The sequence below is a fragment of the Nitrospirota bacterium genome, from assembly GCA_016219645.1.
Classification (GTDB): Bacteria; Nitrospirota; Nitrospiria; order Nitrospirales; family Nitrospiraceae; genus Palsa-1315.
In genome coordinates, this window is the sequence record JACRLR010000004.1 from 1 (window position 1) to 19,557 (window position 19,557).

General features: G+C 57.1%; 23 protein-coding genes. 13 read left to right on the top strand and 10 right to left on the bottom strand.

Annotated features, from left to right (window positions below; all coding sequences use genetic code 11):
* Positions 1–321 precede the first annotated feature (321 nt).
* The 4 genes from polX to HZB34_00050 all read left to right on the top strand — a co-directional run bounded on the left by polX (position 322) and on the right by HZB34_00050 (position 4,490).
* The gene (polX, locus tag HZB34_00035) at positions 322–2,055 is read left to right on the top strand and encodes a DNA polymerase/3'-5' exonuclease PolX (protein MBI5314340.1); all 1,734 of its coding nucleotides are present in this window, start codon (positions 322–324) and stop codon (positions 2,053–2,055) included.
* A gap of 101 nt (positions 2,056–2,156) precedes the next feature.
* Positions 2,157–2,393 (top strand): hypothetical protein, encoded by a 237-nt coding sequence (locus HZB34_00040; protein ID MBI5314341.1) that lies wholly within the window; start codon positions 2,157–2,159, stop codon positions 2,391–2,393.
* Positions 2,394–3,472: 1,079 nt separating this feature from the next.
* Positions 3,473–4,132: a DNA ligase gene (locus HZB34_00045; GenBank protein ID MBI5314342.1), complete on the top strand. Its 660-nt coding sequence runs from the start codon at positions 3,473–3,475 to the stop codon at positions 4,130–4,132.
* Between the two features lie 106 nt (positions 4,133–4,238).
* On the top strand, positions 4,239–4,490 hold the full coding sequence (locus HZB34_00050; GenBank protein ID MBI5314343.1) for a hypothetical protein: 252 nt from the start codon (positions 4,239–4,241) through the stop codon (positions 4,488–4,490).
* A 20-nt stretch (positions 4,491–4,510) separates the two neighbouring features.
* Here HZB34_00050 and HZB34_00055 read toward each other — a convergent pair whose 3' ends face one another.
* From HZB34_00055 to HZB34_00080, 6 genes are all read right to left on the bottom strand, one after another.
* Positions 4,511–5,248, bottom strand: coding sequence for an ABC transporter substrate-binding protein (locus HZB34_00055; protein MBI5314344.1), 738 nt, complete (start codon positions 5,246–5,248; stop codon positions 4,511–4,513).
* A 6-nt stretch (positions 5,249–5,254) separates the two neighbouring features.
* Positions 5,255–5,455, bottom strand: coding sequence for a dodecin domain-containing protein (locus HZB34_00060; GenBank protein MBI5314345.1), 201 nt, complete (start codon positions 5,453–5,455; stop codon positions 5,255–5,257).
* Between the two features lie 105 nt (positions 5,456–5,560).
* On the bottom strand, positions 5,561–6,028 hold the full coding sequence (locus tag HZB34_00065; GenBank protein ID MBI5314346.1) for a CBS domain-containing protein: 468 nt from the start codon (positions 6,026–6,028) through the stop codon (positions 5,561–5,563).
* Between the two features lie 34 nt (positions 6,029–6,062).
* Positions 6,063–6,689 (bottom strand): hypothetical protein, encoded by a 627-nt coding sequence (locus tag HZB34_00070; GenBank protein ID MBI5314347.1) that lies wholly within the window; start codon positions 6,687–6,689, stop codon positions 6,063–6,065.
* A gap of 68 nt (positions 6,690–6,757) precedes the next feature.
* Positions 6,758–7,357 (bottom strand): OmpA family protein, encoded by a 600-nt coding sequence (locus HZB34_00075; GenBank protein MBI5314348.1) that lies wholly within the window; start codon positions 7,355–7,357, stop codon positions 6,758–6,760.
* 13 nt (positions 7,358–7,370) lie between these two features.
* Positions 7,371–7,700 carry a hypothetical protein gene (locus HZB34_00080; GenBank protein ID MBI5314349.1) on the bottom strand — a complete coding sequence of 110 codons (330 nt, stop codon included), beginning with the start codon at positions 7,698–7,700 and terminating at the stop codon, positions 7,371–7,373.
* Positions 7,701–8,164: 464 nt separating this feature from the next.
* Here HZB34_00080 and HZB34_00085 point away from each other — a divergent pair, with 464 nt between their 5' ends.
* Positions 8,165–9,082, top strand: a complete 918-nt coding sequence (locus HZB34_00085; protein ID MBI5314350.1) for a diaminopimelate dehydrogenase — start codon at positions 8,165–8,167, stop codon at positions 9,080–9,082.
* Between the two features lie 73 nt (positions 9,083–9,155).
* Here HZB34_00085 and HZB34_00090 read toward each other — a convergent pair whose 3' ends face one another.
* From HZB34_00090 to HZB34_00100, 3 genes are all read right to left on the bottom strand, one after another.
* On the bottom strand, positions 9,156–9,416 hold the full coding sequence (locus tag HZB34_00090) for a hypothetical protein (GenBank protein ID MBI5314351.1): 261 nt from the start codon (positions 9,414–9,416) through the stop codon (positions 9,156–9,158).
* Between the two features lie 242 nt (positions 9,417–9,658).
* The gene (locus tag HZB34_00095) at positions 9,659–11,002 is read right to left on the bottom strand and encodes an amino acid permease (protein ID MBI5314352.1); all 1,344 of its coding nucleotides are present in this window, start codon (positions 11,000–11,002) and stop codon (positions 9,659–9,661) included.
* Between the two features lie 3 nt (positions 11,003–11,005).
* Positions 11,006–11,767 (bottom strand): protein-L-isoaspartate(D-aspartate) O-methyltransferase, encoded by a 762-nt coding sequence (locus tag HZB34_00100; protein ID MBI5314353.1) that lies wholly within the window; start codon positions 11,765–11,767, stop codon positions 11,006–11,008.
* A gap of 303 nt (positions 11,768–12,070) precedes the next feature.
* Here HZB34_00100 and HZB34_00105 point away from each other — a divergent pair, with 303 nt between their 5' ends.
* The 7 genes from HZB34_00105 (at position 12,071) to HZB34_00135 (ending at position 17,837) form a co-directional block, all read left to right on the top strand.
* On the top strand, positions 12,071–13,279 hold the full coding sequence (locus HZB34_00105) for a methionine adenosyltransferase (protein MBI5314354.1): 1,209 nt from the start codon (positions 12,071–12,073) through the stop codon (positions 13,277–13,279).
* Between the two features lie 33 nt (positions 13,280–13,312).
* The gene (gene dnaJ / locus HZB34_00110; protein MBI5314355.1) at positions 13,313–14,482 is read left to right on the top strand and encodes a molecular chaperone DnaJ; all 1,170 of its coding nucleotides are present in this window, start codon (positions 13,313–13,315) and stop codon (positions 14,480–14,482) included.
* A 477-nt stretch (positions 14,483–14,959) separates the two neighbouring features.
* Entirely contained in the window at positions 14,960–15,331 is a 372-nt protein-coding gene (locus HZB34_00115; protein ID MBI5314356.1) for a Slp family lipoprotein, read from the top strand.
* Positions 15,332–15,374: 43 nt separating this feature from the next.
* Positions 15,375–16,040 (top strand): phosphoribosyltransferase, encoded by a 666-nt coding sequence (locus tag HZB34_00120; protein ID MBI5314357.1) that lies wholly within the window; start codon positions 15,375–15,377, stop codon positions 16,038–16,040.
* On the top strand, positions 16,037–16,339 hold the full coding sequence (locus HZB34_00125; protein ID MBI5314358.1) for a hypothetical protein: 303 nt from the start codon (positions 16,037–16,039) through the stop codon (positions 16,337–16,339). The genes HZB34_00120 and HZB34_00125 overlap by 4 nt, the downstream gene beginning before the upstream one ends.
* Positions 16,340–16,497: 158 nt before the next feature.
* Entirely contained in the window at positions 16,498–17,487 is a 990-nt protein-coding gene (locus tag HZB34_00130) for a CapA family protein (protein MBI5314359.1), read from the top strand.
* Positions 17,488–17,525: 38 nt separating this feature from the next.
* Entirely contained in the window at positions 17,526–17,837 is a 312-nt protein-coding gene (locus HZB34_00135) for a hypothetical protein (protein ID MBI5314360.1), read from the top strand.
* A 32-nt stretch (positions 17,838–17,869) separates the two neighbouring features.
* Here HZB34_00135 and HZB34_00140 read toward each other — a convergent pair whose 3' ends face one another.
* Positions 17,870–18,124 carry a hypothetical protein gene (locus HZB34_00140; protein MBI5314361.1) on the bottom strand — a complete coding sequence of 85 codons (255 nt, stop codon included), beginning with the start codon at positions 18,122–18,124 and terminating at the stop codon, positions 17,870–17,872.
* A gap of 320 nt (positions 18,125–18,444) precedes the next feature.
* Between HZB34_00140 and amrS the strand changes: the two genes are divergently transcribed.
* The gene (gene amrS / locus HZB34_00145; protein ID MBI5314362.1) at positions 18,445–19,530 is read left to right on the top strand and encodes an AmmeMemoRadiSam system radical SAM enzyme; all 1,086 of its coding nucleotides are present in this window, start codon (positions 18,445–18,447) and stop codon (positions 19,528–19,530) included.
* Positions 19,531–19,557 lie beyond the last annotated feature (27 nt).

Below are 19,557 nucleotides of genomic sequence, written 5' to 3' on the forward strand. Positions count from 1 at the left end.
GGTGGAAATAGAGTGAAATGTGCGGCAGCAGAGGGAGTTACAGGGCAAGAGTAGGGAAGAGGGGCCTGTTCGATCCGATCAGTTGAGGAATTTCGGGCCAGAGACCAGCCCGGGGGCTGTTGCCAAATACCTCAGTGGAGGAAGGATCCATTCTTCATGGGAAGGGCCTGATGGATGCAAATCGCTGTAAGTCGGTCGAGGTAATCCGCAACAACAGGGGGCTTCAACATTTCGTCTCTTTTTTCCTGGGCCTATTCATTGCTTGCCAGACCGACAAGGGGTACGTGTCACTAGTGCATTATTGTAAGGGTGGAGTAGATGATGCCGGTGCACAACGCAGATATTGCAGCAATCTTCGATGAAATCGCGGACCTGCTTGAGATTGAAGGCGCCAATCGGTTCCGTGTTCGTGCCTATCGCAATGCCGCGAGGACATTGCGGGATCTTGACCGGGACATTGCCGCCATGATTGCGGAGGGGGAGGACGTCACGACACTGCCCGGCATCGGTGAGGACTTGGCGTCCAAGATCAAGGAGATCGTCGAGACCGGCAGAGCCTCCGTGCTCGAAGAGCATCGCAAAAACGTGCCGGCTACGCTCACAACTCTGCTTAAAATTCCCGGCCTTGGGCCGAAGCGGGTGCAGACGCTTTATCACAAACTCGGCGTTCGCACATTGGAGGATTTGCGGAATGCGGCGCAGGGAGGGCGTGTCAGGACCCTGCAAGGGTTCGGAGCGAAGACCGAGCAGCATATCCTTGAGGAGTTACAAGCCAGGACAGCTGAGGCGAAGCGTTTCCAGTTGGCGATTGCGGCCCAATATGCCGAGGCGTTTATTTCGTACCTGAAGACCTCAGCTGGAGCGAAGCAGGTTGTTGCGGCAGGGAGCTATCGACGAGCCAAAGAGACGATCGGAGACCTCGATCTGCTGGTTACGGCCCGCTCTGGACGGCCGGTGATCGATCGTTTCGTATCCTATCCGGAAGTACAAGAGGTTCTGGTTTACGGTACGACCAAGGCGAGTGTCCGTCTGACCTGCGGACTGCAAGTTGATCTGCGCGTAGTCCCGGAAGCGAGTTACGGGGCTGCGCTCCAATATTTCACGGGGAGCAAAGAGCATAGCGTGCTGCTTCGTCAGTTGGCGCAGCAGCGGGGGCTTAAGCTGAATGAGTATGGCCTGTTCAAAGGAGGAGAGTCTGTAGCAGGAGCAACGGAGGAAACTATCTATGCGGCGCTGGGGCTCCCGTGGATTCCTCCTGAACTGCGGGAGAATCGTGGCGAGCTCGAAGCGGCGCAATCTGGACGCCTGCCGAGGCTGGTGGAGCTCGCTGATTTGAAAGACGATCTGCACACCCACACCAAAGCGACGGATGGCTTGAGCAGTCTCGAGGAGATGGTGATAGCAGCGCGCGGGCGTGGATTCGAATACCTGGCGATCACCGACCACTCCCGGCGTTTGACGATGGCCCATGGTCTCGACCCGAGGCGGCTGTTCGAACAACTGGAAGCGATCGATCGTATGAACGAGGCTTCGTCAGGCTTGACGATTCTGAAGGGGATCGAGGTGGACATACTGGAAGACGGCAGCCTGGACCTTCCAAATGAAGACCTTGGCAGGCTGGACCTTGTGGTGGGGGCTGTCCATAGCCACTTCAGACTATCCAGGGAGAAACAGACCGAGCGGATCATGCGCGCCATGGATCACCCGCATTTCACTATCCTGGCCCACCCCAGCGGTCGGCTCATCGGTGAACGGGAGCCCTATGAGGTGGACATGCATCGTCTGATCCGTCATGCGCGCGAGCGCGGTTGTGCGTTGGAAGTGAACGCCCATCCGGTCCGCCTTGACCTGACTGACAGGGATTGCCAAATGGCGAAAGACGAGGGAGCTCTGGTGAGTATCAATTCCGACGCCCACAGCGTCCTGGACTTCGAAAATCTGCGCTATGGTGTCGGACAGGCTCGCCGTGGGTGGCTGGAAAGGAGCAACATCTTGAACTCCAGGTCGCTTCATGCGCTCCGCCCGTTGCTCAAGCGTACAATGTTGAAGAGGTGAACCGTGAGGGGTGAAGGGGTGCGGTAGGTCAAGGATGAATCCTTTTCAAGAATTGTGGCTCATATGCAGCACCCAATATTTCAGCTAGGAGGAGGATGTTTATGGTCAAGGTCTCAAAGATGTCCGTCGCTCAGCAGCAGCGATATGATGAATGCTGCCATCGCTGCGGCGGCTTCATGGTGCCCGAGCCGGTATTCGAACTGGGTTCGGTGAATTGGCGTTGTATAGGTTGCGGCGAACGGATCGATCCCGTCATTCTCGCGCATCGCAAGAAGAACGTCGCGCGAGATGAAGCTGAGAAGCTGTTTAAGAGCCAAAGGGGACCCAGCCTGAACTAATCATCGCTCCCCACGAGGCAGTGGAAGCATTGTCGCCCTCCGTTCATAGCGCCCCGGAATTCACGTAGACGCATGATCTCGTATTTCAACGGAGAGTCTTCTTCTGAAAGGGTTGACTGTCCCGTAATGACAGCTGTGGGGCAATTGTCCACAGAGGGTGGCGGTTATCTACTTGTTGATTCCGAGGAGAGAGTGATTACATAAGAATCGAAGGAGGTGGCGGGAGCCATGGTGGTAGGTCGGCAGCCTAGTTTAAGTTTGACCCGCCCTTGTGCAGCCAACGTGCAAAGGGCACCGCTTCTGCTTCGGTGGCGGGGTGGTGATTCGAGGGACGCGTTATCAATCGTCGGTGCCACTAGGCACGGCCGTAGATGCGAGCCCGGATGAAGATGGAGGCGCGGAGCAATCAGCCTTGAGCGACTGAAGGATTGCTGGATCCCACTCCGGTTGGATGGCAGTCTCGGTGTTCCACACAAGGGTGGGCCGTTTTTTTGCGGGAGGCTGAAAAATCCCGCCAGCGTTATTGGAAGGTTAAGGCTGAGGCTACAGTTGAGCAATCAAGAACGTGACCGATGCTTATGACCTAAGCCTTCTTCATTCACTGCGGCCTTGCGGGCCGGCTTTTTGAATATCCGGCGAATGTATTCTCCTTTCGTAGTGATTAATCCTCACACAGACTGTTCTCATTCCCTCGTTCAGTCAGCCGCTTTCTCGCACAGAGGGAACTGCGACCCCTCAGTCCCACAAAAACCACACGCCATGAGTAGAGAGTTTGTTAGTGGGAGAATCAGCAAGGAAGGCAATAAAAAAATCGAAGCAGAGGCAGGGTCGAGAGCTCTTTTTCTATAGTGGAGATCTTGGAGGGGCTTTAGGCTTCCCACCCTTCAGTGGGCCTGCACACCACCCCTGCACTTGACCTCGATTCCCTTGAATGTTCCTCTCACCGAAGCCTCCGCTCGGTTATAAGATAACAACACTTCGCGAGAGGTCAAATGGCAGGACTGTCGCGTGAGGCCAGAATGGTCATCGAGCCACTGTGGCGTAACGGGGCATGGGTTGACCCAGTCACGAGTCGTTGAGTGCCTCACATTCCAGGGCAGGGGGCCTCAGAACTGCAGGAAGTCATCGCGTTGTCGGATAAGGGCTCACGGTTGCTTACTGCCTGCAAGGATGGCACGTCTGATGCTTGTATCATGAATATGCCGACATCCAGGCGGCCGATCTTCACGGTCCAAAAGCATCAGGCCTCTCACCTTCATTATGACTTCCGACTGGAAATCGGAGGCGCACTCAAGTCATGGGCCATCCCCAAAGGCCCCTCGATGGACCCATCGGTCAAACGGCTTGCGGTGGAAGTGGAGGATCACGATCTCGGCTACGCGGAGTTCGAGGGGGTGATCGGAGAAGGCTATTATGGAGCAGGGCCTGTGTTGGTGTGGGATACGGGTTGGTTCGAACCGCTTCGAGCCAACCGGGGTCCAGTATCGCCGATGATGATGTTCCATGAGGGCAAATTAGATCTGTGTTTGCATGGGCAACGGTTGCAAGGCGGGTTCACCTTGGTGCGCATGAAAGACCGTCCGCGAGAATGGCTGCTGATCAAAAAACGAGACAAGGAGGCCCGTTCCGGCTATGACGTGATGCAGGAATACGACACATCGGTATTGTCTCGTCGGACGATCGAAGACCTAGAGGCAGATGTTGCAGCAGGAACGTTGGATCCGGGGTGCTGTGGGTGAGGGGCATCTCATGAAGAAGCCACAACTGATTCTTGCGGGGAGCGTATGGCGACGAGATGTCAGCGGTCTTACCTGCGAGGGTGCCATATCAAGAAAGGAGCGAACTATGTCAGTGCCGAAACATCTCGCGGAAGCAGCGGCCAAACTCAAAGAGGCATCGTTCCGGATCGACGAAGCACGACATGGCCCTGTGACCTGCGAAAATCAAAAGGTTTGGTTGGAGGCGCTGACGGATTACTGCCTGGCGCTCTCCGAAGTCCAGTCCTATAACAGCGAATCAGTCCACGAAAAACTCCATGAGTTGGCTGGACGCGCTGGGATCAAGCCATTCCCTGGTCCCGGCTCTGCACACACCTGAGTTAGTGAGGGGTAGAGCTGTTAGGCTGTCAGGCTCTGCAACACTGCCGGGAGAGATGCCTTCTTCTTGTCTTCGCCAACGGAGCGCTCGTGCAGCCGGCGGACTAACTCCTGGTATGAGGACTTGTAGATGATCTTCTCGAACTGGCTGCGATAATTTTTCACCAGGCTGACCCCGTCCACGACGAGGTCGTACGCGTGCCAGGTTCCGTCCTTCACGTGCAGACGGTAATCCATCGGGATGCCCATTTTGCTCGACCGCAGCTCGGTCCGCACCTCTGCATAGTTCCCCTCAATCCGTTCAGAGAGATAGAATACTTGCTGCCCTGAATAGCCTTCGATTTTTTCAGCATAGCGGTCGGAAAGAAAGCTCTTGAAGAGTTCGACGAACTCGGCGCGCTCACTGGTCGTGAGTGGAATCCAGTGGGCCGCAAGCGCGCGTTTCGACATTTCAGCGTAGTCGAAGCGGGAAGCGATGACCTCTTCCAGCATATGCCGGCGCGGGATGAGCTTGGCCGGATCTTTGAGTGTCTCGTCTTCGAGAATGCGGAAGACGTCGTTCAGCGTCGAGCGGACCACCTCGGTGGGAGACTCCAAGGTCCGGTCCGGTGAGCCTGATGCGGTGCTGTACGTATGGGCGACAAGAAACAGAGAAAAGGCGAGGGCTCCGCTCTTGATCCAATGCCGGCACCACGAACTTCGGACATCCAACTCTCGCCTGTCTCGCCCCTCCCGCCAGTCTCGCTCGCCAATCACCATGTCTCGTCAATCCAGCACGAAGGTGACCTTCAAATCTACGCGGTAGAAGGTGACCTTGCCGTTATCGACCACCACATGTTGCTCCTTTACCCAAGCCGACTTGATGCCGTGGACGGTTTTGGCTGCCCGGGTGATCCCATTCTGAATGGCATCTTCGAAACTCTTCGGCGATTCTGAACTAATCTCGATGATCTTGGCGACGGACATGGGACGCCTCCTTTGTTGTGTTTGTGATCTCGGTTGCCGGCAGAGTGATGACTCAACTGTTAACATGCGTCGATGATTTTCCGACATTTCCTCAGCGCTGTATTGCTAGACTCCCACCAGCGCCCGATGCATGCTGATCGCCTTCATTGTCCGCACGACATCCTCGTAGGAGACGGCCGGCGCCTTCGCCCCCTTCGCATCTGCGGCGAGGAGCACAAAATCATTCATGGCGACGATACCCTGGAGCACTCCATCTTCATCCACGACAGGAAGACGTCTGACTTTTTCCCGTTTCATGATATCCAGAGCCGTATGGACATCATCGGACAGCTGGCACGTATGGACCTTTCCGGAGATCGTTTCCCAGACGGTGATGTCTGACGCCGGCTTGTTCTTGGTAGCTGCAGCCATGCAGATGTCTCGATCGGTGATCATGCCCATCACGTGGCCCTCAACATTCAGGACGGGAAGGGCTCCGCAGTCGCTGTCCCACATCATTTTGGCGGCGGCAGCCAGATTGGTGTCAGGGCCGCAACATTGTACATCGCTGGTTATAATATCTTGGACTTTCATGGGAAACCTCCTTTGACAGAAGCGTTCGGTTGTATCAGGGTATTTTTAGCCGCAATTGCTTGTTCTCAATGGTCGTATCCTGGACCAGCTTGCCAAAACTGTCCGTTAAGACGTCATTCAGCAGCCATTGGGCATCCTCCGGATCGAACCAAAAGACCTCATCGTCTCCGCTCCCGTTCAGGGTCATACGGGTCGTGCTCCCGTCCGCGACATTCTGTGCTTGTAATGCAAGCTTCGTTTTCGTCATGACTTCAGTGAAGCCGACCCGGCTCTTGGCGTGGACTGAAAAATCGAGGAGTTTCCCCGTCAGGACGATATCGGTCTCGCTTTCGCCGGCCCCTCGCTTGGTCACCTGCCAGCCCTTCGCGGCCAGATACTCGGTCAGAGCCTGGGCGACCAGGTGGGCGGGCTTGCCTTCCGGGACATCGAAATAGGTGACACCTCCCCAGAGGTGTGTCCGAAATCCAAGGCCGGTCTTATGGCTCCGATCGTCCTGGAACGAGCCTATCGCTACCCGCGCAGCGGCCCTTTGCTTTGCGGCCCCCTCAGATCCGGTTACGGTGGGGTGGACCTGGAGCGGAATGACTTCGCCTCCGCCGGCGCATCCGGCCAAAGTGATCAAACTGAGCCAGAATATGAGCAGTGTCCGACGTTTCTTCACAGGGTCCTCCTTACTCCCGGGACTCTCGATAACCATTCCTCCGACTGGCATTTTCACGTGTTCGTTGACTATCTGGTGAAGTGAGCCCGTCGATTCGACTGCCAACAGGCTTCACTATGTTCCTCACAAAAGGGGCGTTCTTTCCCGTAACTCGTGATCTGCATTTGTGATGAGGAAACACCGAGGTCCTCCAGATAGCGTGCGGCAGCCTGTGCACGCCGTTCACCCAGGACCAAGTTGTAGGCGCTTGTTCCCCGCTCGTCACAGTGGCCTGCGATGAGGATCTTCTCGCCGGACCGCGCCTTCAGAATACCGGCGTTGGCTTCGAGCCCGGATCGAGCATCATCGCGAATCGCAAACCGGTCAAAATCAAAAAAGATGTCCGATAGACCTGCGCTCGGCCCGGTCTGAGGCACCGGCGGCTGTGACAGAGGAGCAGGGGCAACCGGTTGCTCCGTGACCCGCGATTCCTTCACCGCAGGCGGCGCTGCAGGTGGAGAGGCCTTTGCCGCTGCCATAGGCGTCTGGGCTTGTGCGGTTGCCCCCGGCACATACCTCTGGTCCCCTGACGACGTGACGACCTTGCGGCTCGAGCAGCCGGACACTACTGCAACAACAAGCAGGCAAAGGAGGATACCGAAATAGGACAGGTGCCACCGGGTCGACATAGGATCTCCTTGGTTATTGAACGTGAATGGATTGTGCAATCAAACCATCCGGCGATTTCACGTATGTAATCTGGGCCGCTTCTCCCACCGTGAGGTCGGCCAATCTGGCAGCTTTCTTGCCCCGCGTAATCTTGGTGTCGGCAGGGACATCGGCTCCCACAATCAGCGCTTCCTTATTGGGAAGCATGACTTTCACGACGACCGTCTTAGGATCGACGGCAGTATTTGTGGCCATCACTATGCCTCGAACCGTCCGCTGGATGGTCTCTCCTGCAACGGTTGCGAACGGGGTCGTCAGGATTACGAGTCCAAAGGCAAAAACCAACCAACGCATCGATCTCATAGTATGAGCCCTTCCTTCTGTCTAGAGCTGAACTCCTGACCAATGAGCTTCAGTGCCTTTTCTCACAGCTATCCCACGCAATATCTTGGACATGCGGGCCATCGAAGCGCTGTTACGGTGAAAGAGTTTTTCCCAGCCCGCTAGTACGCTGACTCCAAAAGCAAGAACGGGGCCATGCCACCCGCGTGCTGATAGGCCTTCCGCTATAAAAATCCTGGACTTTAGATCTGACGAATGAAGGATCGCCATAGATGTCTGTGGAAATCTGCTACAGATGCAGTAAGCGCGCTGTGGCGAAAGGTCGCTCGGAATGCCGGAGATTAGAATCCGTCGTCCTGCTTCCCCGATGAATGCTTCTCTGGAATGATCCGCTCTCATCGTGATTGCTCTGCAAAGTCAGAAAGAATGAGACTCGTAGGTCTCCGGCATTGCGATTGCTCATCGGAAGGATCCGTAGGGAGACAATGCCACTTGTGAAACCACTGCGTCTTGCGATCGTCGGGTTCGGCAGGGTGGGGCAGGTCTGCGCGGAACTCATCTCCCTGAGTCACGATCTTCGTTTGGCGGCCATCGTGCGTCGACTGTCCAGTGCAGGGGGAAAGCTGCCGGAGACGCTTCGATCCATTCCAGTGACCACCCACATTGGTCAGGCAAGGGATGTTGACGCAGCGGTCCTCTGCGTGCCGACGAACGCCGTCATGGAGATTGCATTTCAGACACTTCAGCATGGAATTCCGATCGTGGACTGCGTCACGCTTCACGGAGAGGCATATCAAACCCATAAGGATGCCATTCACAAGCGGGCCCTTCATCATGAGGCGGCGGCTATTGTCGGTGCCGGGTGGGATCCCGGAGCGCTGTCCCTCTTTCGGTCCCTCTTCGCGCTCCTGGCTCCGGAGGGCTACACCGAGACCTCACATCGCGTCGGCGTGAGCCTCCACCATACGGCGATGGCTCGAGAGATTACCGGAGTCAAGGAAGCGCTCTGCACCGAGCAACATGCGATAGATGGCAGACGACAACGCTATGTCTATGTGGAGTTGGAACAGGGGGCCGATACCGACCGAGTCAGGGATGCGATCCGCGCCGATCCTCTGTTTCTCGGTGACGAGACCCTGGTGTTTCCAGTCGACAGTATCGCCGCGCTAGAGCAAGAAGGGCGCGGGGTCTTGCTTGAACGTCGCGGAGCGACGGGGCGCCTGGGCCATCAACAATTTCTGCTCGAAGCACGGTTCGACGAATCGCTGATGACGGCGCTCATGATGCTCGCGGCTGCCCGCGCGTTGCCTCAGTTGAAGCCGGGCGCCTATTCATTGCTGGATCTGCCGCTCAGTTCCCTGTGGGGGGAGCAACAGAAGAAGGCTGAGCGAGAGTGGTTGTAGGTGAGGGGACAGGACGGTTGGCCGATCAGACGACGCAACGGAGCATCAGATCACCCACTTGCTCGTTCGGGATTCAGGCCGGTGTCATATGGCATGCCTCAATTGAGCAAGGCGATGTGAGCGACAGGGTGTAGACTGAACCTTGCGAGCGCTGGAGAGTGACGATGCCTTGCCGGCTGAGCCGGTCTACCACAGTAAACACCTGGTTCCAGGAATAGTAGCGCAGCCGCTCAGTGAGTTCGTCGAACGTGCAGCTGTCGACCTGAGTCAGTTCCAGACGGATAGCCGATTCAACAGAGTCTAGGGCCTGTCTGATGCACATCGTTCTTCCCATCAATGTGCTGTAATCCTGTTGACGTTGTACGGTAGGACAAACGCCTGTTTATCGCTACTAGGAAGATTCCTAGTTCTGGAGGAAAACCATACTAGCAGGCTGTTGAAAAGATCCACGATCGTTACTGGAAGGTTCGCGCGACAGCCCCGAAGACTGCCGTTGATGCAAATGGGAAATTGAGCAGGTAGCGGGAGTCTTTTCTGTGACTCCGCTCAGCGCTCATCCTTGACCTCAGCCTCGCCTCACAAAGGGTTGCCGCCGCGCAACTTGCGCCAGAGTAGGTAGAGCGGCGTTCCAGCTAAGACGGTTGCGAGGCCCAGGCCTCCTTCGACTGGACGCTCATAGAGTGCGGTTCCGACGATCACGGTTGACACAAGAAGATAGAATGCCGGGACAAATGGGTAGAGAGGGGTGCGATAGGGACGGGGAAGAGTCGGCTCTTGCCGACGCAGAATCAGTAATGCTCCCACTGCAAGGGCGCTAAAGATGGCAAGAACTACGCCGCTGTAGATCACCAGCCGTTCGAATGTTCCAGAGAGAATCAGGACTGAGGCCCAGAGGCTTTGCAGAAGGATGGCATTGGTCGGCGTCTGCTGCCTGCTGGGGGTTTTCGCGAAGAGGGAGGGAATCAAGCCGTCTTGCGCCATGGCATAGTACACACGGGGTCCGGCCCATACCATTGCGCTCACAGCTCCGGCGATCGCGAGACAGAGAAGGGCCGTCACCAAGAGGGTGCCTCCTGGCCCCAGCAGGGCCGTGGCTACCTTGTTGGCTACGGGAAGGATCGGTGGTTGTCCTAGTTCAGTGACGGGCAGGGCATAGAGATAGATCCCGTTCACGACTAGATACAGCAACCCCACGAAGAGGGTGCCGCCGATCATGGCCCGGGGAATGGTGCGTTCGGGATCGGCGATTTCCCCCGCCACATAGGCGACCGCATTCCAGCCCGAGTAGGCGTAGGTGACGAAAATCATCGAGACCATCATCGTTCCAAAGCCGGGAGTGGTGTCAGGGGCAGAGACCCAGAGCTGAGTCCAGTTTCCCTTCCCGAATATCAACGCTCCCACGACCAGGATCAGAATGGCTCCGATGTTCAGAATGGTCAGCAGCCGTTGGAGGAATCCACCGGCCCAGACACCGGCGAGATGAAACCCCGTGACGGCCCAGATCAGGGTCAAGGCAATCCCCGTGGAGAGGGAACCGTCTTCACTGTGAAAGGGAGCAATTTGAAGTAGATAGGCTGCAAAGCTCATCGCTCCAGCCGCAATGGCAGCGCTGAAGCCGATGGTGAACGACGTCCATCCGCTGAGGAATCCGACCAGTGGGCCATAGGCGCGGCGCAGGTAACCATATTCTCCTCCCGCGACCGGTAGAGCCGTTCCTAACTCGCTGTACGACAGCGCTCCGGCGAGGGCCAGCAGGGCTCCGAAGAACCAGATTGCCAGGATCAGCCAGGGATTGCCGAGATCACGCGCCATGAATCCGGTCGTCGTGAAGATGCCGCTTCCGACGACATTGCTGACCAACAGACAACCGGCGGTAAAGATTCCGATGCGGCGCGGAAGTTCCGAGCGAGGCGAAGCCATTGGTTATCGCTCATCCGGTTTGGTGGATTGGTCTTTGCGGATCAGCGGAACAAAGCGAACCAGTGAGAGCCTCGTGCGTTCATAGCCGTCTGTGGTCCGGCGATAGAGGACCAGCTCCTGGGCGTCCTGGAAGGCTTTGCCGACCGGAAGAATCAGGCGCCCTCCAACTGCGAGTTGATCGAGCAGCGGCTGCGGCACATGCTCTGACGAGGCGGTCACGATGATGGCGTCGAAGGGGGTTTCCTCCGGCCAGCCTTGATAGCCGTCACCGACGCGCGTGTGGATGTTGCGGTAACCAAGTTCCGCCAGCGTCTTTGCCGCCTCTGTCGCCAGGGGCTCGACGATTTCGATGGTAAAGACATGGGGTACAATCTCGGCCAGGACTGCGGCCTGGTAGCCTGAGCCGGTTCCAATTTCAAGCACCTTCTTTGCGTCCTTCAATGCGAGCGCGTCGCTCATGAGCGCGACGACAAAGGGTTGCGAGATGGTCTGGCCGTGGCCGATCGGGAGAGGGCTGTCGTTGTATGCTAACGCTGAGTAGAAGGAAGGAACGAATCTATGGCGGGGAATGCGACGCATCGCGGCGAGGACGGCCTGGTCCTTGATGCCACGGGAAATGATCTGCTCGCTCACCATCCTGTCTCGCTCGGCCTGGCGAGTGGGGTCGGGAGAGTCACCGGCACATCCGGGACCGAAGGTCAAACATTGGATGAGCAGGATGCACGCCCTCCATAGCGGTGTGGGCCGACGACCAGGGGAGTTCATAAGAGATTCAGAGCCTCTGTGATGACGACCAGTTTGGTGAGCAAGCCTGGTGCCGCAGCTTCATCGGGGGGAAGTGGAGCGGGGGCATGACTTCTCGATGGTTCCTGTAGCGTTTCACTACAGGCCTGGTCGAACCGTTGTAGCTAAATATCCCATGATTATGTAGGCGTGACTGAAGATTCTGGTCCAAGCTGCTGGTTTTTCGATGAACTCAGGAGAGGGGCCAGGTTCCGTTTATGGTACTGCCCTTGCTCAGATGACAAGTTGATGCGCTCACGCCGAAGGGACGGAGGGGGGTCTTGCATGACGAAGCCGACGATTCTGGAGGCAACGAGCGATCCCCTCGCCGACCAGCCATTCGAAATCGTTGAGCGGAAGGGCTTGGGACATCCAGACACGATCTGCGATGCCGTGATGGAACAGGTGGCGGTCGAGTTGGCGCAGGCCTATCTGAAGTTGTGCGGTCGCGTGCTCCACTTTAACGCTGATAAGGGGCTGTTGGTCGCGGGTGAGGTGGACTGCCGGCCCGGGGGAGGCCATGTCATTACGCCGATGCGTTTGGTCATAGGGGATCGGGCGACGTTCGAGTGGAAAAAGAAATTGGTGCGCGTCAACGAGATTGCCGAGCGGGTTGCCTCGACATGGTTCAGGCAGCATCTCCCGCATGTGGATCCCCTTAAGCACCTCACTTGTCAGGTGGAATTAAAGCCGGCTTCCGCAGAACTACAATCTGTCAGTGAGCGGCGGGGAGGGCCGGTGGCCAATGACACCTCCGTCGCTGTGGGCTACGCGCCCTTCACCCAGACTGAGCGCCTCGTGTTTCAGGTCGAACAGTTTCTGAATAGTCCTTCCTTTAAGAAGGCCTTTCCGGCCACAGGGCAGGATGTCAAGGTGCTTGGCGTGCGGACGAAGAGGCAGGTCACTCTCACGGTTGCAATGCCGTTGCTGGCTTCAGCCATCCGGACGGAGTCGCAATACTTTGCGCGCAAGGCCGAGGTGTTGAAGGCCTTGCAGTCCTTCGTGAAACAGAAGGCGGGCCCGCAGCTGTCAGCTGAGGTCACGCTCAATGCGCTGGATCGTCGCGGAGCAGGAGTCGAAGGGATGTATCTTTCGTTGCTCGGCACATCAGCGGAAGCGGGCGATTCTGGTGAAGTGGGAAGAGGGAATCGTGTCTGTGGAGTGATCTCTCTTCGTCGGCCGGCCAGTGCGGAAGCAGCAGCCGGGAAAAACCCTGTGGCGCATGTGGGGAAGATCTACAACGTCCTCGCCCACGTGTTGGCCGGGCAGATTCACCGGAATGTGAAGGGGCTCCGTGAAGTGACTGTCTGGTTGACGAGCCAGATTGGCCGACCGGTGTCATCACCCCAGTTCGTCATGATCGAGGTCCATCCGGCGCAGGGGGTATCATTGGCTTCCATTGAGCCCCTGATTGGCCGGGAGGTTCAACGAGCTCTGCATAGAATGACACCCTTCTGCCGGTCGTTGGCTAAGGGAGTGTATCCAGTCTGTTAGCCCTTCGCCCGGAAGTTGTCGGATAGGAATTGGATGGGAAACGTGTCGGGCACTGAAACGAAGCGTGATTACTACGAAATCCTGGGCGTAGATCGGTCTGCTACTCGGGATCAGCTGAAGCAGGCCTATCGCCAGCTGGCGCTCAAATATCATCCTGATCGGAATAGGGATTCGGATACCACGGCCAAGTTCAGAGAAATTGCAGAGGCCTATGCAGTTTTGTCGGATGAGGCGAAACGTCGTGAATACGATGCCACAGGTCATGCGGGGGTCAGCGAACGCTGGACTGCTGAAGACCTCATGCGTGATTTTCACTTCGGCGATTTCTTCGGCGGCCGGTTCGGTGATTTGTCCAGTACCTTTGGCGACTTCTTCGGGCAACGTACGAAAGCCCGCAGCGGTGCGAGCCGGGGTGTGGATTTGCGGTATGACCTGGATCTCACCTTGGAAGAAGCAGCCAAGGGAGGCGAACGGGAAATTCCGGTCACCCGCTCAGAGAAATGCGCGCCCTGTGCAGGGACTGGCGCAAAGCCGGGGACGAAGCCGAAACCCTGTTCAGACTGTGCTGGAACAGGGCAGATTCAGCATGCAAAGACCAGCAAGGGCATGCGCCTTGTTACGCTGACGACCTGTCCCAGCTGCCAGGGGCGCGGCCAAGTCATCGAGACTCCCTGCACGACGTGCCAGGGAAACGGCTATGAGTTTGTGACCCATCGGCTCAAGGTGCAGATTCCTTCCGGGGTAGACGACGGGATGATGATCCGGCTCGCGAGCCAAGGAGAGCCGAACGCCGATGGCGGTCCCCCTGGAGACCTGCTGATTCGTCCTCACTTGCTCCCCCATTCGACCTTCGATCGGCATGGCGACGATCTCTATATGGTGAAGAAGATCACGTTCCCTGAGGCGGCGCTGGGCATTGAAGTTCCAGTGATAGGGCTGGCAGGAGAAAACATGCGGGTCACTGTGCCAGCCGGCACGCAGAGCGGCACGGCCCTGCGGCTCAGTGGAAAGGGGATGCCACGTCTTGGGGGCAAGGGGAAGGGGGATTTGTTTGTGGTCACGGAAGTCCGTACCCCGACCAATCTCACGCCGCGGCAGCGGGAACTCCTCGAAGAACTCGCTGTCCTTGAGGCTGAACGAACCGAGGAAGGTAGAGCCTCTGGCCTGGTTAGAGGGAGTTCATCGCCACGTCGGGTGGATTGATGCCTACTGAAGTGTTTGCACTGGTTCTTACAGCTGTGGTGGTTGCGGTGCTCCTCTGGATCTTCTGGTGGAAGGGAAAGTCCAATTAGCGGCAGCTCCGTCAGAATTTGCCCGATTGCCCCTCCTTGCCGCAGCAATATTTGCGCACTGGGGAAATTTCCCTCAGCTGATCCTGCGAATCGGTTTCGTGTGCCGCCCGCGATCCAACTTTCTTTGACGGTTCAGCCGGTTACGTTTCTCCATGTGGGAATGACTCCGGCACCCGTCTTGCTCAAGCAGAGGGAGACTACTTAATACCTGGAAGGACTCAGTGAGGGGTCTTGTTGCTATCGGAGCGAGTCTGTTGTTGGCGGGATGCGCCGGGATTTCCGTCGTTCCTCCCGACCTCAAAGAGAAAGTTGATTGGAATGTTTCGTTTCAGCAGGTGAAGGCCTCGCCGCTTTCCTATAAAGGGAAGCTTATCGTGGTCGGGGGGCGGTGCTTTCGGCAAAACCGCTCAAACAGAAGGGCACCCGGATTGAAATTCTCCAATTGCCGCTGGGTAGCGATTCCGAACCACTTGGACGGTTAACGGACTCAAATGGGCGCTTTCTTGCCTTTCACAAAGAATTCCTTGACCCGGCGACGATCCCCATCGGAACACGAGTGACGGTGGTTGGGGAAGTGACTGGGACCATGACGTTGCAGGTGGATGAGATTGACTACGTCTACCCGACGATCGACATCGAAGCGTTGACAATTTGGCCTCCCAAGATGCCGGCGTACTGGTTCCGTCCCTATCCCTACATGGGCGCATACTGGGGACCCTATTGGGGACCTTCTTGGTATCCCTATTGGGTTGCCCCGTAATAATACAAGGAGGGCGAAGGTGGATTCGTATGGTGAATTCAGAATCTTTCATGATCGGCATGATGCGGGTCGACGGCTGGCTCAGAAGCTTCTCCATTATAAAGAGGCAAAAGATACGATCGTCATCGCCTTGCCTCGTGGTGGGGTAGTAGTGGGATATGACGTCAGCTGTACCTTGCGGCTTCCGCTGGATGTGTTGATCACTCGCAAATTAGGGACTCCTTCGAATCCCGAGTTGGCGATGGGCGCCCTGGCCGAAACCGGCTATGTACACATGAACTCGGATGTGATCCGCGAGTATGACGTGAGCAAGGCCCAATTGGACGAGGAGCTGTTGTATCAGAAGAGCGAAGTCCACCGGAGAATTCAACGGTACCGTGGGGGGCGGCCCCTTCCTCCCTTGAAGGGGCAGACCGTCATCCTGGTGGACGATGGTATTGCGACAGGGGCGACATTCTATGCCACTCTCGGTGCGTTGATTAAGTCAGAGACAGTTCGGGTTGTTGCCGCGGTACCGGTGGCTCCACCTCGAATTGTGATGGAATTGAAGACTCTCGTCGATGAAGTCGTGGTCTTGCATACGTCTGAGCGGTTCTTCGGCATCGGACAATTCTATGAGCAGTTCCCCCAGGTTGAAGATGAGGAAGTCATCACCTGTTTGGAGAATGTCCGTGGGGCGCTTTTGCAATGGAAAAGGGCGTCGGCATGAAGCTTCTCTGTGCCATCGATGGTTCCCGCATTCCCAGTGGGCATTATTCACGAGAGTTCGTGACGAAACCGCTGAGACGCCAAGCGAGACGGGCGTGCGGAGTCTGGGGGCTGACACCCTTCCCGCGTCTGCGCGTGGTGTCTGTCCCCATCCGAACCGGGACAGGCACCGTTGCGGACGACGGAGCCAGTCCCCAACAGTATGTTGACCGACTGAGCGGCGAGCCCGCCCGCCGTCAGGCCTGTCGTAGCGGCGTGTCGGCGGTTGCAGCAGAAGTCTTCGTGAATAATGCGGGTTAACAGGATGCTGAAAAAGTCTCCCAGCAAGTCATGTTCATTTGGTCTATTCGGTCCATCTGGTCTGTCTGGTTCGTCCGGTTAGTTTCGTTTATCAAACACACCAGACAGACCAGACAGACAGGACCTGTCTCACACGTGCGGGCTATCGAAGCTTTGCTATGCAGATCGCACTGACCGGGGATGTGATGCTGGGGCGGCTGGTGGATCAGTATGTGATCCGTAATCAGTCGATCGGGCCGGAGAAGATCTGGAGCGATGTGTTGCCGCTGATGCTCAAGGCGGACCGACGGCTGATCAATCTGGAGTGTGTGATCAGCGACCAGGGGCGTGAGTGGAAGCCAGATTCAAAAGCCTTTCATTTTCGCGCCCATCCCCGCGCGATCGACTTTCTTCGAGCCGCCAAGATTGACTGCGCGACCTTGGCCAATAATCACGTCTTGGATTATGGAACTGATGCGCTGCTCGAATGTCTTGCCCTGCTCGATCAAGCCGGCATCAAGCGAACAGGCGCCGGTGCCTCATTATCGGAGGCCCTCACGCCGGCTGTCGTGGACTTGCCGCAAGGCCGGCTCGGAGTCGTCTCCCTCACGGACAACGAGCCGGAATGGGAAGCGGGAGAGAAGAAGCCCGGCATTCACTACATTGCTTACGATGCAAAGGGGTTAGTCGAACCCTACCGGGCGAGACTCGCGTTGGTCTTGAAACAGGCCCACCGTCAGGCCGATCTCGTGATGGTCAGCGCGCACGTCGGGCCCAATTGGGGACCTCCCTCTGCGGCCATGCGGGCGCTTGCTCATCAGATCATCGATCTCGGAGCCGATCTCTACTGGGGGCACTCCAACCACACAACGCAGGGTATCGAACTCTACAAGGGCAAGGCAATCCTATACTCGTCCGGCGATTTCATCGATGACTATGCGGTCGATTCAGCCGAGCGCAACGATCTTTCCTTCTTGTTCATCCTGGAACTCGATCAAGGCCGCATCGCGCGTATCGTTCTCCACCCCCTCTGCATCGAAGACTTGTATGTCCGGCTGGCGAAGGACCAGGAGGTCGCATTCTTGCAAAGAACGATGCAGGCCAAGTGCATGGCCTTCGGAACGACGGTGGGCTTTCACGACGGAGTCGGGACGCTCGCGATATATTGAGGCGCAAGCAGGTCTCGCGGCAGCGGAGGAGAACACGCATGACACAGGAAGAGGTGCATGAGGCGGCCTTACAGGAGTTGCACAGGATTGAGCAGGGCGCGAGCACGGTCGAATTGATTGCAGGCAATATCCTGCTCGGCGATGTTCAGTATCGGACCAGCAACGGATGGACATTTGTTGTGTTCAGCGATGGAGCCGTATGGGATTATGTCCATTCCATCACGGCGCCATCCGGAGAACAGTTGAAGATTTGGCCGGGGAGCGGGGAACACCAGTGCGCAGCGCTGGGCCAACTTCAGGGTTACCACCCGCCGGGCGAGCAATCGAAAACCATCTGGGGGCTCTTATAACAAGAAGCCGGAAGGCTATGCGCAGTCTTGTTTTAGCGAGACACCAGCCACTGGCCGGTCAAACCCAGGATCGCCAGTGGATCTTCGACCAGCGCGTCTTTCCTCACAATGTGTTTCAGGGGAATATTGATTGCGCCGCCGAGGATGATGCCCATGACCAGCAGGATCGCGGTTGAAGGGTCCAGTCGAAGCTTCACCAAGGCCGTCGTGAATAGTTGCCCGAACGCGAGCGGGAGGAGGACGAGCAGTACCAGAAAGAGGATCAAAGGCAGATAGCCCACTCTCATGAGGTCCTCAGTTTTTGGAGGCGCGCGAGCATGGCATCAGCGAAGAATATCTGCAAAGGAACGGTCTGTGCATCGAGAGATTTCATCAATTTATCCTGCAAGAGGAGCGGAAAGTAGCGAGCATTGAATCTATAACAAGCAGAATCTCCCATGGCGAGCAATTGGATTATTCATTGCGCGATTGCCACCTGTCTTCTGAGTGCAACTGTCGTGCTGGGTGGCTGTTCTCCTCCTCTTCCAAAGACATGGCTGCCAACACCTAATGCCGCGATGTCGATCGATAGGTTGCCTGCAATGGCTGAGACTTCGTTGGCGCCACAATGAGTTTGGCAAACCAATTTCCAACCAAGTACTGGCATAAGCTGGAGGATGGCCGCGTTCAGTGCGACCTCTGCCCCCGCTTCTGTAAGCTCCAAGAGGGGCAGCAGGGCCTCTGCTTCGTGCGCGAACGGCGCCAGGATCAGATCGTCCTGACCACCTACGGGCGATCCAGCGGATTCTGTGTGGATCCGATTGAGAAAAAGCCGTTGAATCATTTTCTGCCCGGCACGCCTGTCCTGTCATTCGGGACGGCGGGCTGTAATCTGTCCTGCAAGTTCTGTCAGAACTGGGATATGAGCAAGTCCCGAGAAATGGATACCTTGGCCGATGAAGCCTCGCCCGAGACGATCGCCAGGGCTGCGTCGGAACTTGGTTGCCGGAGCGTGGCCTACACCTATAATGATCCGGTCATTTTCCATGAATACGCGATCGATGTGGCGCAAGCCTGCCGAGAACGAGGCATCAGGTCCGTCGCGGTGACGGCGGGCTATGTCTGCGAGGAACCCAGGGCCGAGTTCTACCGGTACATGGATGCCGCCAATGTGGATCTCAAATCCTTCACCGAGCGGTTCTATCACGAGGTCACCGGGTCCCATCTCCAGCCGGTGCTGGAGACACTCATCTATCTCAAACAGCAGACGAAGGTCTGGTTCGAGATCACGACTCTGCTCATCCCTGGAGAAAACGATTCCGAGCAGGAAATCGAGGCCCTGACGCAGTGGGTGGTTGAGCAGCTCGGGCCGGACGTGCCGATCCACTTCACTGCCTTTCATCCGGATTGGAAGATGCGAGCGATCCCGCACACTCCGCCTGCCACCCTGACCAGGGCCCGCAATATCGCGATGAAGAATGGCGTCCGCTATGCCTATACCGGCAACGTCTCTGACCGGGAAGGCGGGAGCACCTACTGTCATGACTGTGGGCAGATACTCATCAGACGTGACTGGTATGAACTGAGCGAGTGGAATCTGACGGTGGAAGGGAAATGCCGTTTCTGCGTGGCCCCTTGTGCCGGAGTCTTCGAAGCCCAGCCGGGACGATGGGGCGCCAGCCGGCGACCGGTGCTGCTCAGGCAGTTCACCTAGACCGAGGCGATTTGCTGGTTCTTCACC

Bases quoted from the DNA above. Each gene is read 5' to 3' on its own strand.
- polX (MBI5314340.1), top strand. From the start codon at position 322: ATGCCGGTGCACAACGCAGATATTGCAGCAATCTTCGATGAAATCGCG.
- HZB34_00040 (MBI5314341.1), top strand. From the start codon at position 2,157: ATGGTCAAGGTCTCAAAGATGTCCGTCGCTCAGCAGCAGCGATATGAT.
- HZB34_00050 (MBI5314343.1), top strand. From the start codon at position 4,239: ATGTCAGTGCCGAAACATCTCGCGGAAGCAGCGGCCAAACTCAAAGAG.
- HZB34_00055 (MBI5314344.1), bottom strand. From the start codon at position 5,248: ATGGTGATTGGCGAGCGAGACTGGCGGGAGGGGCGAGACAGGCGAGAG.
- HZB34_00060 (MBI5314345.1), bottom strand. From the start codon at position 5,455: ATGTCCGTCGCCAAGATCATCGAGATTAGTTCAGAATCGCCGAAGAGT.
- HZB34_00065 (MBI5314346.1), bottom strand. From the start codon at position 6,028: ATGAAAGTCCAAGATATTATAACCAGCGATGTACAATGTTGCGGCCCT.
- HZB34_00075 (MBI5314348.1), bottom strand. From the start codon at position 7,357: ATGTCGACCCGGTGGCACCTGTCCTATTTCGGTATCCTCCTTTGCCTG.
- HZB34_00080 (MBI5314349.1), bottom strand. From the start codon at position 7,700: ATGAGATCGATGCGTTGGTTGGTTTTTGCCTTTGGACTCGTAATCCTG.
- HZB34_00085 (MBI5314350.1), top strand. From the start codon at position 8,165: ATGCCACTTGTGAAACCACTGCGTCTTGCGATCGTCGGGTTCGGCAGG.
- HZB34_00090 (MBI5314351.1), bottom strand. From the start codon at position 9,416: ATGGGAAGAACGATGTGCATCAGACAGGCCCTAGACTCTGTTGAATCG.
- HZB34_00095 (MBI5314352.1), bottom strand. From the start codon at position 11,002: ATGGCTTCGCCTCGCTCGGAACTTCCGCGCCGCATCGGAATCTTTACC.
- HZB34_00100 (MBI5314353.1), bottom strand. From the start codon at position 11,767: ATGAACTCCCCTGGTCGTCGGCCCACACCGCTATGGAGGGCGTGCATC.
- HZB34_00105 (MBI5314354.1), top strand. From the start codon at position 12,071: ATGACGAAGCCGACGATTCTGGAGGCAACGAGCGATCCCCTCGCCGAC.
- dnaJ (MBI5314355.1), top strand. From the start codon at position 13,313: ATGGGAAACGTGTCGGGCACTGAAACGAAGCGTGATTACTACGAAATC.
- HZB34_00125 (MBI5314358.1), top strand. From the start codon at position 16,037: ATGAAGCTTCTCTGTGCCATCGATGGTTCCCGCATTCCCAGTGGGCAT.
- HZB34_00130 (MBI5314359.1), top strand. From the start codon at position 16,498: ATGCAGATCGCACTGACCGGGGATGTGATGCTGGGGCGGCTGGTGGAT.
- HZB34_00135 (MBI5314360.1), top strand. From the start codon at position 17,526: ATGACACAGGAAGAGGTGCATGAGGCGGCCTTACAGGAGTTGCACAGG.
- HZB34_00140 (MBI5314361.1), bottom strand. From the start codon at position 18,124: ATGAGAGTGGGCTATCTGCCTTTGATCCTCTTTCTGGTACTGCTCGTC.
- amrS (MBI5314362.1), top strand. From the start codon at position 18,445: ATGAGTTTGGCAAACCAATTTCCAACCAAGTACTGGCATAAGCTGGAG.